Here is a 16,928-nt window from a genome sequence, read left to right as displayed (position 1 = left end):
ATTCAGTCGTAGGAGCGCGCGCGCACCCACGGCATCGGCAGCAGATCGGCGGCGGTCACCCACACCGGGTGGCCGCCGTCGTCGGCGAGTGTGCGGATGCCCGGGGCGACGGCGGGCACGAGCTCACGGCACACGCCGCAGGGGTTGAGGATGACCGTGGTTCCGTCTTCCCGCAGCCCCACCGCGACCATGGCCTCGATGTCCTGCTCGCCGCCGATCCTGGCGTTCGCGAGGGCCGTGCTCTCGGCGCAGACGCTCACTCGCGGGGAGCGCAGGCTGAGGCCGAGATAGATCTGTCCTGACGCTCCGCGGGCGGCAGCCGCGACGCGGTGCAGGTCGGCGTCGTGCGTGCGGATGAGCAGTGCGGAGGCGGCCTCGACGAGGCGGCGGTCGGTGTCGTTCAGCGGTGAAGTCACGTTGCACTCTTTCTGTCGCGAAGGCGATTCTTGCTATACTATAGTCGTCAACGGGACGATCCCCTCCCTCCCGAGGGCAGAGCAAAGGAGCTCCATGAGCACTGAAGAAGTAGTGGCAGCCACGGCGCCGCAGCAGCTGACGAGCAAGGCCAGCAAGACAGAGCGCCGCAACCTCCGGGCGCTCAGCTGGGGCCATGCGCTCGAGTGGTACGACTGGGCGATCTTCGGGCTCCTGTCGGTCTACCTCGGTGCGGCGTTCTTCCCCTCCGACAGCCCGCTCGCCTCGACCCTGAACGCGCTCGCCGTCTTCGCCGTCGGCTTCGTCGCCCGCCCCCTCGGTGGCGTCGTCTTCGGCTTCGTCGCCGATCGCTACGGGCGCCGGAAGATCATGATCTTCGCCGTCGGAGCCGTCGCACTGGGCAGCTTCATCATCGGCATCCTCCCCGACTACCAGACCATCGGCGTTCTCGCGCCGATCATCGTCGTCGCCGCGCGCCTCCTCCAGGGCCTCTCCGCCGGTGTCGAGGCACCGCTCGGAACGGCATACGCCCTCGAACTGGTGCCCAACCGTCCCGGTTATGTCGCCGGTTTCTTCGCCTTCTTCAACAACCTGGGCAACCTGCTCGCACCGCTGTCGATCTTCTTCATCAGCCTGCTGCTGGGACCGGAAGCTCTGGCGGCCTACGGCTGGCGCATCCCGTTCCTCGTGGGCGGAGCGTTCGGTCTCATCGTCCTGTGGCTGCGCCGCACGCTCCCGGAGACGCTCGACACCGCGGCCATCCGCACGGTCGGCGCGATCCCCACGAAGAACAACTCCGTGTGGCGCGATGTGCGCAAGTACTGGCTGAGCGTGCTCGCCACGGTGTTCATCGTCGGCGCCATCCAGGCGTACAACTACACCTGGATCGCCGGTCTGCCGAACCTCGCCAACGGCACGTTCGGAGAAGACCCCACCGCGGTGTTCGCCATCACCACCGGCATGGGCATCTTCCTGACCCTCGGCGCCTACGGCCTGAGCCGCATCCTCGACCGCTTCCCGATGTCCCGGTGGTTCGTCGTCGCCCGTCTGCTGGCGATCCCGACCATCTTCCTGGCGCTGCTGTACTCGCAGCCCGGGGTCGGCACGCTCGCCGGCGTGATGTTCGGTGGCGCCATCGTGCTGCTGCTCAACATGACGATCTTCGTCGTCGTGTCCAACTCGCTCCTGCCGCAGCACATCCGCGGCACCGGTCTCGGACTCGGATACGGCCTCGGCGTGGCCATCTTCGGCGGCACCGCGTCGTACCTGCTGCTGTGGCTGCAGAGCCAGGGGATGATGTGGATCTTCCCGATCTACATCGCCACTCTGTGTGCGATCAGCGTCGTGCTCTACGTCCTCGCCAAGAACCGCAACGGCCTCTTCGTGGGCAAGTGACCGTCTGATGGATATCTGGCGTGAGATCGTCGGCTGGGCCGGCAGTGCTCTCCTGATCATCTCGATCCTCCAGCCGACGATCTCTCGCCTCCGGTGGCTGAACCTCGGAGCATCGGCGATGCTCATGGCCTACAACCTGATGCTCGGCAGCGCGCCCATGGTCGCGCTCAACATCACCCTGATCGCGATCAACTGCTGGTACCTGTTCGTCTACATGCGTTCCGCCCGTGCTGCACGGGTGGAGCCGGTGGTCGCGGACGGGCTCAGTGAAGCGTCCGAACGGCCTGTGAGCCGCTAGGACATGACAGAAAGCATGGATATGGAACGACTGATCATTGACACCGACCCCGGGATCGACGACGCGGGAGCGCTGTTCTGGGCGCTCGCCTCGGACGCCTTCCACATCGAGGCGCTGACCACGGTGTTCGGCAACGTCGATGTCGACACCGCCACGGCGAACGCCCGCAAGATCGCGGCGCTCGCCGGTCGTCCCGACCTGCCCATCTGGAAGGGTGCGAGTCGGCCGCTGGTCGGTGAGCCGAACTTCGCGGAGCACATCCACCGTCCCGGCGGTGTGGGCTACTGGGAGTACCCGGACCCGGATCCCGATGCCGACGTCGAATCCGATGCCGTGCGTCGGATGATCGAGACGGTCATGGCGGCACCGGGCGAGGTGACCATCATGGCGCTCGCTCCGCTGACGAACGTCGCGCTGGCGATCAAGCTGGAGCCGGAGTTCGCGCGCTCGGTGCGTCGCATCATCTACATGGGTGGGGCGGCCCTCACCTGGGGCAACGTGACCCCGGTCGCGAGCGCGAACATCTACAACGACCCCGAGGCGGCCGAGATCGTCATCCAGTCCGGGGCTCCGCTCACGCAGGTCGGTCTCGATGTGTCCCGCAGCTTCTCGCTCTCGCCCGATCACATCCGCACCCTCTGGGAGTCGCGCTCGCCGATGGGCGTGGCGCTCTGCGAGATGATCGGCTACCCCGACCGTCAGGACGACCGCGACGACATGCCGGAGTGGAAGACCGAGGGCATGCACCTCAACGACGTTCCCTGCGTCGCCTACGCGCTCAACCCCGAGTGGTTCACCGTGCGGCGGCTGCGCGTCGACGTGGAGCTGAACGGCACGCACACCCGCGGTCAGACGGTCGTTCAGATGATCGACCGGTGGCAGGGAGTGCCGAACGTCGACGTGCTCTTCGACATCGACGCGCAGGCGGTCGCCGACGCGCTGACGGCCTCGGTGACCGCATTCGGAACCGCTGTCGACTGACGGGCGTCTCTCGAACGGCCTCACCCTCGGAATCGGGGGTGGGGCCGTTTTCGCGTGTGTGGGGGGCGATGCTGACGGTGACGCATCGTCAGCTCTAGAGTCGAGTGATCGCCACCCCTGCCACCCGAATTCGAGGATCATCGACGATGAGCACGATCTTGGGAGTGAGATACCGCGTGCGATGGGTGCGTTGCCTCGTGGCTCTCGGGGTTTCGAATGCGACCGTCGGCGCTCTGCTGGGATTGATGTACTGGCTGTATTCGTTTGGATTCGACTGGGGAAGTATCGCGGACTCCGGCAACGGCGAGGCTGTGTGGAGTTCCGTCCTGGCGAGCGCCGTCTTCGGACTTCTCGTGCCCACGGGGTTGAGTCTCTTGTCGCTGGTTCCGCAGCCGAGATCACCTCGTTCGTGGCCGATGCGAGTAGCCGTGGGGCCTGTGGCCTGTTCCCTTCTCAGTTTTATCTTCGTCTGGTACTTTCCCGCTGTGCTCGCATTCGTCGCGCTGGCAGCGGTCGGTGGCGGTGCGCTCTGCATCCTGGCTGTTCGGCTGGTCAACGGCGTGGGAATGTCTACTTGAGTCAGGCAGCCGACGGTCATGACGCCGACTTCTTCACTTACGCGTCACTCAGCTGGTTCGAAGCGGCGAAGCCGACCTGGGAACAGCAGGCTTCTCACCTTTCGGCGCTTTTAGAGGAGTCGCGATGACGTCGAGACGGACGAGAGTGTTCCCCCTCATGCTCCTGCTGCTTGGTGCCGTGTTGGTGACGGCTGCGATCGTTGCGTTGTTCCGCTACGGATCGGTCGGCGGTTGGGAGGTATCTCCCGTAGAGCCAGACCATGTCACGCCCCTGCTCGGCACCTTCACGATCTTCGCGGCCGGGGGAGTGCCGGTCGCGCTGATGTGCTGGTCTCTCGAGCGACCGGTGAGTGGCGGATCATCGCGAGTCAGCCGCAACAGTATCCGCCATGTCCTCATCCCCAACGCCTTGGCGGCTGTCGTGGGTATCTTCCCGATTTATCTGCTCGTGTGGGATTGGTATCAGGCCTTCGCGGTCGTCGGCGGACTCGCCGTTCTCGGAAGCGTCATGTGCTTCGTCGCCCTGTCTGTCGGAGACAAGGTGCGGCCGAGGACGGCCGACCCCGACGATGCGATCGAGCACCGGTGACCGCCTCCCCGGGACCACACTCGCCGGGGTTCCAGGAAAGATCGCTCCACTGTAAGAAGGCAGGACGGTCTATTTGACCGCCGCGCTTGACGCGATCTTGGTCCGTCAGCGTCCGCGATCTGTTGATACGCCCAGGACTCCACTCTCGCGCTGATGAAGGCCCGCTACGCCCGCTCAGTGCTGACGCTCCACCGTCGCTGCTCCGAGTGCACGGGAAGCGGTCGAATGCACGGCCTGGCCGCGTCTACAGCCCGTGCAGTCGTCGGTAAGCCGTGCACTCGGGAAGGAGTGGCGGATTGCTTGACCTTGACGCGACGTCAACTTCTAGAGTCGAGATATCGAACAGGAAGGAGGCGACATGGAACGGGACGACTGGTCCATCCAGGAGATCGCGCGGCTGGCGGGAACCACGAGTCGCACGCTGCGGCACTACGGCGACATCGGACTGCTGCCGCCTTCGCGCATCGCGCCCAACGGCTACCGCCACTACGACGGGCAGGCGCTCGTGCGGCTGCAGCGCATCCTCCTGCTGCGGGAGCTCGGACTCGGGCTGCCGCAGATCGCGGAGGTGCTCGAACGCGAGCGCGGCGAAGCATCCGCCCTCGAGACCCATCTCGCGCTGCTGCGCGAGGAACAGACCAGGCTGGCGCGTCAGATCGCGTCGGTCGAATCGACCATCACCGCACTGAGAGGAGGTGAGAACCTCATGGCAGAGAACATGTTCGACGGATTCGACCACACCCAGTACAAGGAGGAGGTCGAGGATCGTTGGGGTAAGAAGGCCTACGCCGACAGCGACCGCTGGTGGCGGGGGATGACGGATGCCGAACGCGCCGACTGGCAGCAGCGCGTGTCCGACCTCGGACGCGACTGGATCGCCGCGGCAGAGAACGGCATCGACCCGGCATCCGCCGAGGCGCAGGATGTCGCGCGACGCCACGTCGAGTGGCTCACGGGCATCCCGGGTACGCCCGCCGCCGTCCCCGGCGGCGACACCAAGGCGTACGTGATCGGGCTCGGCGAGATGTACGTCGCGGATCCGCGCTTCGGCGCCAACTACGCGACGTCGTCCGGCGGCACCCACGGCGCGGAGTTCGTCCGCGACGCGCTCCGCATCTATGCGGAGGCGAACCTCTAGACGCATCCTTCCGGATGCCGAGCGGCCCCCTTACGTGCGAACCACCCCGTTGTGGACGTGCGTAAGGGGGCCGTTCGCACACAGAGGGGCCGCTCGGCAGGAAAGGAGAGGGGGAGGGGAGAGCGGGCGTAGCGAACGGCGGGTCGAGGGGCAAGGGGGAGCTTCTGGCGCAAAGGCGGGCGTAGTGTCGTGCCATGAGTCGGCGGCACAGGGACAGGGATGCATCGCCGCTGTTCCTCGTCGCGACCGCCGCCTACACCGCGAACTGTGCACTCGGCGCCTCGGTCGCCGCCCGTCTGATCGACACCAGCCGCTTCCGCTGGCTGCATCACGCGCTCTACATCGTCACCTGCACGACCGTCGCCGCGGCCACGGTGGTCGGCTGGTCACAAGGTCCCCGCACCTCCGGTCGCCGAGCCGCCCTCGCACTGCTCCCCGCGGCGGGCCCCCTCGCCGCGATCCCGTACCTCGGCAGCCACGGCCGCCGGCATCCACTCGTCGCGCTCGCCGCGGCCCCCTTCATCGTCGCGGGACTCGTCGTCTCGCGCCGCCCCGCCGACCGGAAGTGACCGCATGGAACTGCTCGACGCCATCCGCCGCCGCAAGACCACGAACGGGCCGTTCCTGCCCGACCCGGTCTCGGAGGAGCATCAGCGCATCCTCCTCGAAGCCGCGGGCCGCGCGCCCTCGCAGCTGAACAGTCAGCCGTGGCGGTTCGTCGTGATCGAGAGCCGCGACACGATCGAGCAGATCGCCCGCATCTCCGGAGAGAGCATGACCGAGGCGATGTCGAACGGCACGTTCTTCGAGCGCTACAAGCCGTACTTCCGCTTCAGCCAGGCCGAGATGGAAGAGAAGCGCAGCGGGATGCTGTTCGACAAGCTGCCCGCCGCCCTCCGCCCGTTCACGAGCCAGGTGTTCACCAAGCGCGGCCAGACGCTCATGAACACGTTCGGGGTGCCCAAGACCCTCGGCTCCGAGAACCGCAAGCTCGTCGCGGGGTCGCCGCTGCTGATCGGCGTCATGCTCGACCGCAGCGAGTACCGACCGGGGCAGCTGTCGTCGTTCTACTCGGTGTTCAGCATGGGGGCGGCGATGGAGAACATCTGGCTCACGACGGTCGAGCTCGGCATGGGCATCCAGTTCATCTCCTTCCCGATGGAGGTTCCGGGGCGCTGGGACGAGATCGTCGAGCTGCTGCGGGTGCCCGACGACCTCGAGCTCATGGCCGTCTACCGGCTGGGCTACCTGCCGCCCGAGCAGCGCCGACCCGCGATCGACTGGTCGAGCAGCCAGCGCAAGCTCGTGTCGCAGTACGTGTTCCGCGAGAACGGAGACACGCCTCAGGAGGGGTGGGACGACGGCCCGACGACCGGCCCGGTCACTCCCGGCCCGAGCGCGGCAGGCGACTGAGGTCCTTCACCGCCGGACCCTCGATGCGGGTCCCGTCGGCCGCGAACCGTGAGGCGTGCAGCGGGCAGTCCCACGTGCACTCGGCATCGTTCCACTCGAGCACGCCGCCCAGGTGCGTGCACACCGCGCCGACCGCGCGCGTCACGCCGTGGACCGTCGATACGCCGACCGGACGACCGCCCCGGTTCGCCACCACACCCTCGCCCTCGGCAGGCTTCGCGACGGGGACCGAGCGGCTCTCGGCATCCGCCCATCCGCCGGCGAGCGCGGCCGCGACCTTCCCACCCTCGACGGCTCCGCGCCCGAGGTCGGCGGGCATGGTCATACGCGTGCCGATGGTCGTCATCCAGGTCGGCCGGTCGCGCCACGGCGTGCCGAGGATCTCGGCGGTGAGACGCTGTGCGGCGGCCGGCGCGTTCGATAGGCCCCATTTGGCGTAGCCCGTCGCGAACCGGATGCGGCCGAGACCGCGGGGCATCGCACCGACGAACGGGATCAGGTTGTGCGACTCGTAGTCCTGCGCCGACCACCGATGCGTCTCCTCGGCGCCGGGGAAGTGCAGCTGTGTCCAGGCGACGAGGTCTTCGACCGCGGCCTTCTCGCTGTCGGACCTGCCGACCGGGTGGCCGTTGCCTCCGACGACGAGCTGAGCCTCGCCCCCGGGGCCGTCGGCCGCGCTCACCGGACGCACCGAGCGTGTCGGGCCGTCGACCGAGAGGAACATCCCCGCGGGCACATCGCCCTGCACCCGGAACGATACGCAGTACGACCGCAGCCCGTGCGTCTTGGCGAAGTACAGCCCGCGGTCGGTGATCGGGGTGCCGGTCGCGAGCACGATGTGGTCGGCGAAGATGGGCCCCGCCGTGGTGTCGACGCGACCGGGCAGCGCGCGGGTACCGGTGGCGCGGACGCCGATGTGCAGCGTGCCGCCGGCGCTCAGCAGCTCGTGGGCGAGCGCGACGGTCACGGCGACCGGGTCGATCGCGATCTGATCGTCGAGGGCCACGGCGGCGGCCACCGGGAACGGCGTCGACGGCACCGTCGTGGCGGCCAGCATCCGCGTCGACAGACCGGCCTCGCGGGCGGCATCGTGCTGGTCTCGCACGTCTCCTGCGCCGTCGGGACCCTGCGCGTAGGAGTGGTCGGTGTGGCGGGTGAACGGCACATCCGCGCTCTCGGCGAAGGCGGTCAGCCACTCCATCCCCGACCTGTTGGCGTCGACGTACGCCCGCACCAGCGACGCCGGGTGGTGGCGGCGGATCGTCGCGAGCCGCGACCCCTGCAGGAGCGACAGCTTGCCGGTGTTCGCACCGGTCGCGAGCTCGGCGATGCCACCCGCGTCGATCACGGCCACATCGAGCCCGGCCCGGGTGAGCATCACGGCCGTCGTGAGGCCGGTGATGCCGGCGCCGACGATCACGACGTCGTGTCGCGCACCCTCCTCGAAGGGCGATCCGGTCGGCAGCGACTTCTCGAGCTTCCACAGAGGGGTCATGCGCACAGTCAACGGCGTGCGGTGCCCGGCATCCACGCCCTTGACATCGCCGCGGCACACTGTCACGCGCGACTACAGTGGCGACGTGACCCTCCGCCGCATCCTCCTCGTCGCCGCCGGCGGCACGGTGGGCACGGCGGCACGGCTCGGCCTGGGGCTCGCTCTCCCGGACGCCGGCGGTCTGCCCGTCGCGGTGCTCGTCGCGAACGTGCTCGGCGCCCTGCTGATCGGTGTGCTGGCCGCGCGGATCCCCGCCTCCACGGATCTGCGGCTGTTGCTCGGCACCGGGGTGCTGGGCGGCTTCACGACGTACAGCGCCTTCACGACGGGGAGCGTGGAGCTGTGGGCGGATGCTCCCGCCCTCGCGTTCGCCTATGCCGCGGGGAGTCTCGTGCTCGGACTCGCTGCCGCAGCTCTCGGGCTGCGCATCGCCCGCCCGCGCGCCGGAGCGGCATCGTGAACCCGCTGCTGTTCGTCGGCGCTGCGCTCGCCGGGGGAGTCGGCGCGGTGCTGCGATACCTCGTCGACCTCGGCGTCGCACGGCTGGCCGGTCGGCGGTTCCCGTGGGGGATCCTGCTGGTGAACCTCTCCGGATCCTTCGCGCTGGGCATCGTCACGACCGCACTGCCGGATGCCGCGTTCCTGCTCGGCGCCGGGCTGCTCGGCGGGTACACGACCTTCAGCACCGCGATGCTCGACACGGTCGCCCTGTGGCGCGACGGCGAGCGCCCGGCATCCGTCTTCAACGCCGTCGGGATGCTGCTGCTCGGCCTGCTCGCCGCGGGTCTCGGGCTGGCTGTCGGCTCGTTGTTCTGACCGCTCCCAGCGTCCTCACAATCCGGAAATGTACAAACGTACATGTACGGATGTCCAGGGGGTTCGGATGGGTGATGGGTCGCGTCGTCGACGTGACCCTGAAGCGCGCCGTCGCGAGATCGTGACCGCCGCCGCCGAGCTCATCGTCGAGGTGGGCGCCGAGGCCGTCACTCACCGCAAGGTTGCCGCCCGCGCCGGGGTTCCCCTCGGCGCGACCACCCAGTACTTCGACACCCTTGACGACCTCCGCTCCGCTGCCTTCCGCGCCCTCGCCGAGGAGGTGGACGCGCGCCTCGACGGCGTTCGGCAGACCATCGCCGATCGTGGGGACAGCCCCGCCGTGATCGCCGCGCTCGTGTTCGAGAGCCTCGACGACCACCACGCCGTCCAGGCCGACCGCGCGGTGGTGACCGCCGCCGTGCACGACCCCCGCCTGCGCGAGCTCGCACGCCATCTCTCCGACCGGCTCGTGGAACTTCTGGAGCCGACCTATGGCGAAGACCGCGCCCGAGCGGCGATGATCTTCATCGACGGCGTCATGTGGAGCATGCAGATCCGCGACGCCCATCTCGAACAGTCCTTCATCGAGACCGCACTGGCGCGGATCCTCGGAGATTCCGTCTCCCCCTCATCCGCAGCGACAGCCACACCCTGACACCGAGGAAACCGCCTTGTCGAAACTCGCCATCCTGAGCCTCAAGAACCGCGCGCTCATCGCCCTGATCACCATCGTCGCGGCGGTGTTCGGCGGGCTCGCGCTCACCAACCTCAAGCAGGAGCTGATCCCTTCGCTCGAGCTGCCGGCGCTCGTCGTGATGACGACGTACCCGGGTGCCTCGCCGGAGGTGGTCGAGAACGACGTGTCGACGCCGATCGAGTCGGCGATCCAGGGCGTGCCGGGGTTGGAGTCGACCACGGCCACCAGTACCACGAACGCCTCGATCGTGCAGGCGATGTTCGCGTACGGCACGAACCTCGCCACCGCCGAGCAGAAGATCCAGCAGGCGATCAACCGCGTCTCCTCGCAATTGCCGGAAGACGTGGCCCCGCAGGTGCTGTCCGTCTCCATCGATGACTTCCCGGTGATCCAGGTGGCCGTCACCGGATTCGAGGATGCCGACAACGCGCAGGCCGAGCTCGAATCCGTCGCGATCCCCGAGCTGGAAGACGTCGATGGCGTGAACGCCGCCGAGATCGTCGGCGGTGTCGGGCAGCGCATCAGCATCACGCCCGACCCCGCCAAGCTCGCCGCCGAAGGCCAGAGCACGCAGGCGATCAGCAACGCGTTGCAGCAGAACGGCACGCTCTTCCCCGGTGGTGACATCACCGAGAACGGTCAGACGCTCACGGTGCAGACCGGAGCCAAGATCACCTCGGTCGAAGAGATCGCGGCGCTCCCGCTCGTCGGCACCACCTCGACCATCGGCGATGTCGCCACGGTCGCGCAGGAGTCCGACCCGGTCACCTCGATCTCGCGCGTCGACGGCAAGGACGCGCTCTCGATCTCGATCACCAAGCTCCCCGCCGCGAACACGGTGGAGGTGTCGAACGGCGTCATCGCCGCGCTCGACACGATCAGCGACGCGTTCCCCGACGCCGAGTTCACGATCATCTTCGACCAGGCGCCGTTCATCGTGCAGTCGATCGAGACGCTGGCGACCGAGGGCCTGCTCGGCCTGGTGTTCGCGGTGATCGTGATCCTCGTGTTCCTGATGTCGATCCGCTCCACGCTCGTCACTGCCATCTCGATCCCGACCAGCGTGCTCATCACCTTCATCGGGCTGCAGGCGTTCGGCTACTCGCTGAACGTGCTGACCCTCGGCGCGCTCACGATCGCGATCGGCCGCGTGGTCGACGACTCCATCGTGGTGATCGAGAACATCAAGCGTCACTACGTCGGCGATGCCGACAAGGGTGATGCGATCCGCCTCGCCGTGCGCGAGGTCGCCATGGCGATCACGGCATCCACGATCACGACGGTCGCGGTGTTCCTGCCGATCGTCTTCGTCGGCGACATGGTCGGCGAGCTGTTCCGACCGTTCGCCATGACCGTGACCATCGCGATGGTCGCCTCGCTCCTGGTGGCCCTCACCATCGTCCCGGTGCTCGCGTACTGGTTCCTGAAGCCGGGCAAGGAGCTCGTCGACGAGCACGGAAACGTCATCGACCCCGAGCACCCGGATGCTCCGCCGACGCAGCTGCAGCGCGTCTACCGGCCGATCCTCGGCTGGACCCTCAAGCACTCCGGTGTCACGGTGATCCTCGCCGTCGTCGTGCTCGGCGCCACGCTCGCCGCCGCACCGCTCATGAAGATCAACTTCTTGAGCGACTCGGGCCAGAACACCATGACCGTCACGCAGGACCTCGGCCCGACCGCGAGCCTGCAGGCGAAGTCGGATGCCGCGGTCGAGGTCGAGGACGCACTCCTCGGCATCGACGGCATCGAGCACGTGCAGGCCTCGATCGGCACCAGCGGCTCGGCCCTCAGCGACGCCTTCTCGGGCGGAGCGGGTGTCACCTACTCGGTGCTCACCGACGGCGACGCCGACCAGGAGAAGCTGCGCGCCGACGTGCAGGACGCGATCGACGGACTCGGCGACGACGTGGGCGAGGTGTCGGTCGCGGCATCCGCCGGCTTCGGCTCGAGCGACATCGAGATCACGGTCACGGCATCCAACGCCGACGACCTGCAGACCGCGACCACCTCGGTCGTCGAGGAGCTCGACGGACGCGACGGCGTCGGCCAGGTGACCGACAACCTTGCCGCCTCGCTGCCGTACATCGCCGTGGTCGTCGACCGGGAGGCAGCCGCCCAGCGCGGTCTCTCCGAGGTCGCGGTCGGCTCGATCGTCTCGAACACCATGCGTCCGCAGCAGGCCGGATCGGTCGAGATCGACGACACCGCGCTGACCATCTACATCGTCACGCCGGAGCCACCGACCACTGTCCAGGCGCTCAAGGAGCTCGCGATCCCGACCCCGCTCGGCGTCGTGCAGCTGCAGGACATCGCGACGGTCGAGCAGCGCAACGGCCCCACCTCGATCACGACCGAGCAGGGTCGCCGCACCTCGACGGTCACCGTGCCGCCGGCATCCGACAACCTCGCCACCGCCACGCAGTCGGTGACCGAGGCGCTCGCCGCGGCCGACCTGCCCGACGGTGCCTCGGCCGAGGTCGGCGGTGTCGCCTCGCAGCAGGCCGACTCGTTCTCGCAGCTCGGACTCGCGATGCTCGCGGCGATCCTGATCGTCTACGTGGTGATGGTCGCGGTCTTCAAGTCGCTGCGCCAGCCGCTGCTGCTGCTCGTCTCGGTGCCGTTCGCGGCGACCGGCGCGATCCTGCTGCAGATCGTCACGGGCGTGCCGCTGGGCGTCGCCTCGCTGATCGGTGTGCTGATGCTCATCGGCATCGTGGTGACGAACGCGATCGTGCTCGTCGACCTCGTGAACCAGTACCGGGAGAAGGGTCTGTCGACCATCGAGGCGGTGAAGGCCGGTGGGGAGAAGCGTCTGCGTCCGATCCTCATGACGGCACTCGCGACCATCCTCGCGCTGACGCCGATGGCTCTCGGCATCACCGGTCACGGCGGGTTCATCTCGCAGCCGCTCGCGATCGTCGTGATCGGCGGCCTGCTCTCCTCGACCGTGCTGACGCTGATCGTGCTGCCCACCCTCTACAACCTCGTCGAGGGTGCCAGAGAGCGGCGGGCCGCGCGCAAGGCCGGTGGGTCGGATGCCGAGGGAGCGCCGAAGCCGGATGCTCCCGTCGACCCCGACACGTCGGGTGCCGCTGTGGCTCCGGCCGGATCCGTGCTGATCGACGCGTCCGGCCTGCCGCACGCGCCGCAGCTCACGCGGCGCGAGCTGCGCGACCGCGGGGAGTAGTTCCCGTCCGGCGGGCGTGCGGTCTCGCCCGCCGGCTGTTCACAACTCAGGAAAATGGCCCCGGATCCGCAGTCAGCTGCGTGATCCGGGGCCTTTTCGCTCGAAGTTCCTGAATTGTGAACGGGCCCGACCCTGCGATGAGTCGGAATCGGTCAGCCGAGGGCGATGCCCCAGTGCAGGGTCCAGGTCTCGTCGGGGGCGAGACGACGGATGCCGAGGCCGCTGTTCAACGCATCGGCGGGCGCGGTCATCGGCTCGATCGCGACCGCGAGGCTCTGCCCCGGGTAGGCGGGCGTCGTGTACACCTGCACGTAGTCGAAGCCCTCGCCCTGCCACAGGGTCACGCGGCGGCCGTCGGGTGCCGTGAGCGAGTGCCGCACTCGGCCGTCGGCGTCGCGAGCGAGGTCGGTGAACCCGGTGTCGAGGGTGACGTCGCCCAGCCGCGCCCCGTCGCGCAGGGTGGCTTCGGCGGGACGGGTGCCGGTGGGGAGCATCCGCTCGTCGGTCGTGAACGCCGTCTCCGCGGGGACACGCAGCACCAGGTCATGCGGGTCGACGTCGCCGATCGTCACGAAGGGATGCGTGCCGAGGGCGACCGGTGCGGGCGTCGCCGAGCGGTTGGTGAGCGTGTGCGTGACCTCGATGCCGTCGGGCGTGAGCGTGTAGGTCACGGCGGTCTCGATCAGGTACGGGTAGCCGGTCTGGGGCACGATCGTCGCCCGCAGCACGGCTTCGGCGTCGGTGTGCGACACCTCGTACGCCGTGAAGCGCAGCAGGCCGTGACTCGCATTGTTCAGCTTCGGCTCGGTGATCGCGAGCAGGCGCGAGGTTCCGTCGTCATCCCACCGACCGTCGCGCACGCGGTTCGGCCACGGGGCGAGGACCACGCCGGAACAGGCGGGCGTCGGCTGATCGAGCGGGTATGGAGGGACGAGGTCGACGCCGCCGATGCGCAGCGACCGCAGGGACGCGCCGACCTGCGCGATCTGGGCGGTCGCATCGCCGAGTCGGAGGGTGATCTGGGCGCCGGTGGGGGATGCGGAAGTCACTTCGACATCGTACGGCCACCCCCGCGTCGGCACTCTCTCAGGCGCGTCGGCTACACTTGTGCGGTCGGCTTCGGACACCCGCGCGTTGGCGCGGACGTTTTATGTGTGTGAAGTGTGAGTCCAGGGGCCGATGGTGAGCGTCGCTCGACGCTAATCAACCATCACATGAATGGCCCCGGCCGCTGACAGTCCGGAACCCCGCTGGTCGCATCCGACCACGCGCAGGGTGCTCGCGCGTGTGCGCGGCGCTGTTCTCGTGCGAGAACACAGGAAGACAACGCAATGCCCAAGAACAAGAAGCCCCGCGGCGGACGTCCCGCCGCCAACTTCGAGCCGCGCTACGGCGCCAAGAAGACCTCCTTCCACGACCGCCACAACGGCGGCCCCGCCCGTGACGGTGCGCGCGACGAGCGTGGTGCCCGCGCGGATGCCGGCGACCGCCGCTCCGCCCCCGCCGCCGGCGGCTACGACCGTCGTCCCGGCAGCCGCAGCGCCGGTCACCGTGGCTACCGCCCGGCCGAGGCCGAGTCGGGTGCGCCCAAGCAGCGCTGGAACGCCTCCGAGCGTGCCGGCCGCGACGAGGCCCGGGGCATCCGCAACCGCGCCGAGTCCGGACGCCGCGAGGCACCGCACCACCGCAACGACGACCGCTCCGAGCGTCCTCGCTACAACGACCGGCCCAGCGCCGGCGGCCGCTTCGACGACCGTCCGCGTCGGGACGACCGTGGCGGACAGCGTCCGAGCGGACAGCGCCCGACCGGTCCCGGAACCTACCGCGACGAGCGCGGCGGCGACCGCCCCCGCTTCGACCGCGACGACCGCTCGCGTCGTGACGACCGTGGCGCCGGCACCCAGCGCCAGGGCTTCCGCGACAACGACCACCGCGACGGCGCACGTCCGGTTCGTGACGACCGCCGCGGTGGCGGCGAGCGTCCCCGGTTCAACAGCGACCGTGGTGCCGAGCGTCCCCGGTTCAACAGCGACCGTGGTGCCGAGCGCCCCCGGTTCGACCGCGACGAGCGTCCGCGCCGTGACGACCGCGGCGGCGACCGTGCCCGGTCGAACGACCGTGGTGCCGAGCGTGGCGGCGAGCGTTCGTTCGACGCCGACCGCGCCCGTCGTGCCTTCGACCGCGACCGCACGCAGCGTTCGTACGAGGGTGGCCGTGACGAGCGTTCGCGTCCGTCGACCGGTGGTGCGTACCGCACCGAGCGTCCGCGCCCGCTGACGTCCGACACCCGTGGGCGTCCGGCGCGCAACGAGCGCCCGAGCCGTAACGACTGGAACGCCACCAGCCGGCCCGAGTCGACCGGAGCGAAGTTCACCCCGGGCGACGACGTCGTGCACGAGCGCCTCGAGGCGAAGTCCGTCGCGGCCGTCGAGGTCGACGGTGTGACCTTCGGCGACCTCGGTCTCGGCTCGAACATCGTCGACACTCTCGTCGGCATGGGCGCGGCTTCGCCGTTCGCGATCCAGGCCGCCAGCATCCCGGCCGTCCTCGCCGGGCGCGACGTGCTCGCCCGTGGCCGCACCGGCTCCGGCAAGACCATCGCCTTCGGTGCGCCGCTCGTCGAGCGTGTGCTGCAGTCGCAGGCCGGCAAGCGCCGTGAGTTCGGACGCTCGCCGCGTGCGATCATCCTCGCTCCGACGCGCGAGCTCGCGCTGCAGATCGACCGCACCATCCAGCCGATCGCCCGCAGCGTCGGCCTGTTCACCACGCAGATCTACGGTGGTGTCCCGCAGGGTCGCCAGGTCGGTGCGCTGAAGAAGGGCGTCGACATCGTGATCGGTACCCCCGGTCGCGTCGAAGACCTCATCAACCAGGGCAAGCTCGACCTCTCGGACTGCCGCATCGCGGTGCTCGACGAGGCCGACCACATGTGCGAGCTCGGATTCGTCGAGCCCGTGCAGCGCATCCTGCGTCACACCGCCGACGGCAGCCAGAAGCTGCTGTTCTCGGCCACGCTCGACCGCGAGGTCGCGGCTCTCGTCGACGAGTTCCTCGTCGACCCGGCCGTGTACGAGGTCGCCGGTGAGGACCAGGACTCCAGCACGATCGAGCACCGCGTGCTCGTGATCGAGCACCGCGACAAGGCCGACATCCTCACGTCGCTCGTCGACCGTGCCGGCAAGACGCTGGTCTTCGCTCGCACCCGTGCCTACGCCGACATGCTCGCCGAGCAGTTCGACGATGCCGGCATCCCGGCCGTCTCGCTGCACGGCGACCTGAACCAGGCCAAGCGCACGCGCAACCTCGAGCGTCTGACCTCGGGCCGCGTGAACGTGCTCGTCGCCACGGATGTCGCCGCCCGCGGCATCCACGTCGACGACATCGACCTGGTCGTCCAGGCCGACGCTCCCGACGAGTACAAGACGTACCTGCACCGCTCGGGCCGTACCGGCCGCGCCGGTCGTTCGGGTCGTGTCGTCACGCTGATCACGCGTCAGCGTCAGCGTCGCATGACCGAGCTGCTCGACCGCGCCGAGATCGACGCACCGTTCGAGAACGCGCGCCTCGACGACGACGTGATCGAGGAGATCGCCGGTCGCGTGCCGACCGCGGCCGACCTCACCGCCTGAGTCTCGCTCACCAGAGGCCCCGTCCCGCTTCCGCGGTCCGGGGCCTCTGTCGTGTCCGCGCCCCCCGTTGTGCCCGCGCCCCCCGTTGTGCCCGCGCCCCGCGTTGTGCGCGTCGAGTGCACGGGATGCTGCCGAGTGCACGGCGTACCCGCGTGAAGAAGCCGTGCGTTCGGCGCGAAGCCGTGCACTCGACGCGCACGGCGAGCGCGAGCACGAGCGCGAGCACGAGCGCGAGCGCGCGCACGAGACCGAATGGGGAGTTGTGCCCATCGGCGGC

Annotated in this window: 16 protein-coding genes; 13 read left to right on the top strand and 3 right to left on the bottom strand. The window is 69.0% G+C overall.

Annotation, left to right across the window (positions count from 1 at the left end):
- Nucleotides 1-2: 2 nt before the first annotated feature.
- Nucleotides 3-416, bottom strand: a complete 414-nt coding sequence (locus BQ2383_RS08520; protein WP_091032515.1) for a hypothetical protein — start codon at nucleotides 414-416, stop codon at nucleotides 3-5.
- 94 nt (nucleotides 417-510) lie between these two features.
- On the opposite strand from BQ2383_RS08520, the gene BQ2383_RS08515 reads away from it, so the two are divergent.
- The 8 genes from BQ2383_RS08515 (at nucleotide 511) to BQ2383_RS08480 (ending at nucleotide 6,827) form a co-directional block, all read left to right on the top strand.
- Nucleotides 511-1,830, top strand: coding sequence for an MFS transporter (locus BQ2383_RS08515; RefSeq protein WP_091032513.1), 1,320 nt, complete (start codon nucleotides 511-513; stop codon nucleotides 1,828-1,830).
- Nucleotides 1,831-1,837: 7 nt separating this feature from the next.
- Nucleotides 1,838-2,128, top strand: a complete 291-nt coding sequence (locus BQ2383_RS08510) for a hypothetical protein (protein ID WP_091032510.1) — start codon at nucleotides 1,838-1,840, stop codon at nucleotides 2,126-2,128.
- A gap of 21 nt (nucleotides 2,129-2,149) precedes the next feature.
- Nucleotides 2,150-3,109, top strand: coding sequence for a nucleoside hydrolase (locus tag BQ2383_RS08505; protein WP_167381572.1), 960 nt, complete (start codon nucleotides 2,150-2,152; stop codon nucleotides 3,107-3,109).
- 146 nt (nucleotides 3,110-3,255) lie between these two features.
- Nucleotides 3,256-3,687, top strand: coding sequence for a hypothetical protein (locus BQ2383_RS08500; protein WP_091032506.1), 432 nt, complete (start codon nucleotides 3,256-3,258; stop codon nucleotides 3,685-3,687).
- 124 nt (nucleotides 3,688-3,811) lie between these two features.
- Nucleotides 3,812-4,276 carry a hypothetical protein gene (locus BQ2383_RS08495; RefSeq protein ID WP_140403321.1) on the top strand — a complete coding sequence of 155 codons (465 nt, stop codon included), beginning with the start codon at nucleotides 3,812-3,814 and terminating at the stop codon, nucleotides 4,274-4,276.
- Between the two features lie 358 nt (nucleotides 4,277-4,634).
- Nucleotides 4,635-5,414: a MerR family transcriptional regulator gene (locus BQ2383_RS08490; protein ID WP_091032501.1), complete on the top strand. Its 780-nt coding sequence runs from the start codon at nucleotides 4,635-4,637 to the stop codon at nucleotides 5,412-5,414.
- A gap of 194 nt (nucleotides 5,415-5,608) precedes the next feature.
- Nucleotides 5,609-5,983: a hypothetical protein gene (locus BQ2383_RS08485; RefSeq protein ID WP_091032498.1), complete on the top strand. Its 375-nt coding sequence runs from the start codon at nucleotides 5,609-5,611 to the stop codon at nucleotides 5,981-5,983.
- 4 nt (nucleotides 5,984-5,987) lie between these two features.
- On the top strand, nucleotides 5,988-6,827 hold the full coding sequence (locus BQ2383_RS08480) for a nitroreductase family protein (protein WP_091032496.1): 840 nt from the start codon (nucleotides 5,988-5,990) through the stop codon (nucleotides 6,825-6,827).
- On the opposite strand, the gene BQ2383_RS08475 is transcribed toward BQ2383_RS08480, so the two are convergent.
- Nucleotides 6,796-8,322 (bottom strand): FAD-dependent oxidoreductase, encoded by a 1,527-nt coding sequence (locus BQ2383_RS08475; protein WP_091032493.1) that lies wholly within the window; start codon nucleotides 8,320-8,322, stop codon nucleotides 6,796-6,798. The two genes, BQ2383_RS08480 and BQ2383_RS08475, sit on opposite strands and share 32 nt — an antisense overlap.
- 85 nt (nucleotides 8,323-8,407) lie before the next feature.
- Between BQ2383_RS08475 and BQ2383_RS08470 the strand changes: the two genes are divergently transcribed.
- The 4 genes from BQ2383_RS08470 (at nucleotide 8,408) to BQ2383_RS08455 (ending at nucleotide 13,022) form a co-directional block, all read left to right on the top strand.
- Nucleotides 8,408-8,782, top strand: a complete 375-nt coding sequence (locus BQ2383_RS08470; RefSeq protein WP_244175949.1) for a CrcB family protein — start codon at nucleotides 8,408-8,410, stop codon at nucleotides 8,780-8,782.
- Nucleotides 8,779-9,138 carry a fluoride efflux transporter FluC gene (locus tag BQ2383_RS08465; RefSeq protein ID WP_091032488.1) on the top strand — a complete coding sequence of 120 codons (360 nt, stop codon included), beginning with the start codon at nucleotides 8,779-8,781 and terminating at the stop codon, nucleotides 9,136-9,138. The genes BQ2383_RS08470 and BQ2383_RS08465 overlap by 4 nt, the downstream gene beginning before the upstream one ends.
- Nucleotides 9,139-9,205: 67 nt before the next feature.
- Nucleotides 9,206-9,793: a TetR/AcrR family transcriptional regulator gene (locus BQ2383_RS08460; protein WP_091032485.1), complete on the top strand. Its 588-nt coding sequence runs from the start codon at nucleotides 9,206-9,208 to the stop codon at nucleotides 9,791-9,793.
- A 16-nt stretch (nucleotides 9,794-9,809) separates the two neighbouring features.
- Nucleotides 9,810-13,022, top strand: a complete 3,213-nt coding sequence (locus tag BQ2383_RS08455) for an efflux RND transporter permease subunit (RefSeq protein ID WP_091032482.1) — start codon at nucleotides 9,810-9,812, stop codon at nucleotides 13,020-13,022.
- A 152-nt stretch (nucleotides 13,023-13,174) separates the two neighbouring features.
- Here BQ2383_RS08455 and BQ2383_RS08450 read toward each other — a convergent pair whose 3' ends face one another.
- Complete coding sequence (locus BQ2383_RS08450) at nucleotides 13,175-14,071, bottom strand: aldose 1-epimerase family protein (protein ID WP_091032479.1); 897 nt, start codon at nucleotides 14,069-14,071, stop codon at nucleotides 13,175-13,177.
- A gap of 282 nt (nucleotides 14,072-14,353) precedes the next feature.
- Here BQ2383_RS08450 and BQ2383_RS08445 point away from each other — a divergent pair, with 282 nt between their 5' ends.
- Nucleotides 14,354-16,651 carry a DEAD/DEAH box helicase gene (locus BQ2383_RS08445; RefSeq protein WP_091032476.1) on the top strand — a complete coding sequence of 766 codons (2,298 nt, stop codon included), beginning with the start codon at nucleotides 14,354-14,356 and terminating at the stop codon, nucleotides 16,649-16,651.
- The last annotated feature ends 277 nt before the right edge of the window (nucleotides 16,652-16,928 follow it).

The organism is Microbacterium oxydans, assembly GCF_900095745.1.
GTDB lineage: Bacteria > Actinomycetota > Actinomycetes > Actinomycetales > Microbacteriaceae > Microbacterium > Microbacterium oxydans_B.
Note: the sequence above shows the minus strand (reverse complement) of the source record. Positions and strands in the feature narration are given on the sequence as shown.

Bases quoted from the DNA above. Each gene is read 5' to 3' on its own strand.
- BQ2383_RS08500 (WP_091032506.1), top strand. From the start codon at position 3,256: ATGAGCACGATCTTGGGAGTGAGATACCGCGTGCGATGGGTGCGTTGC.
- BQ2383_RS08480 (WP_091032496.1), top strand. From the start codon at position 5,988: ATGGAACTGCTCGACGCCATCCGCCGCCGCAAGACCACGAACGGGCCG.
- BQ2383_RS08515 (WP_091032513.1), top strand. From the start codon at position 511: ATGAGCACTGAAGAAGTAGTGGCAGCCACGGCGCCGCAGCAGCTGACG.
- BQ2383_RS08475 (WP_091032493.1), bottom strand. From the start codon at position 8,322: ATGACCCCTCTGTGGAAGCTCGAGAAGTCGCTGCCGACCGGATCGCCC.
- BQ2383_RS08485 (WP_091032498.1), top strand. From the start codon at position 5,609: ATGAGTCGGCGGCACAGGGACAGGGATGCATCGCCGCTGTTCCTCGTC.
- BQ2383_RS08495 (WP_140403321.1), top strand. From the start codon at position 3,812: ATGACGTCGAGACGGACGAGAGTGTTCCCCCTCATGCTCCTGCTGCTT.
- BQ2383_RS08510 (WP_091032510.1), top strand. From the start codon at position 1,838: ATGGATATCTGGCGTGAGATCGTCGGCTGGGCCGGCAGTGCTCTCCTG.
- BQ2383_RS08460 (WP_091032485.1), top strand. From the start codon at position 9,206: ATGGGTGATGGGTCGCGTCGTCGACGTGACCCTGAAGCGCGCCGTCGC.
- BQ2383_RS08445 (WP_091032476.1), top strand. From the start codon at position 14,354: ATGCCCAAGAACAAGAAGCCCCGCGGCGGACGTCCCGCCGCCAACTTC.
- BQ2383_RS08490 (WP_091032501.1), top strand. From the start codon at position 4,635: ATGGAACGGGACGACTGGTCCATCCAGGAGATCGCGCGGCTGGCGGGA.
- BQ2383_RS08505 (WP_167381572.1), top strand. From the start codon at position 2,150: ATGGAACGACTGATCATTGACACCGACCCCGGGATCGACGACGCGGGA.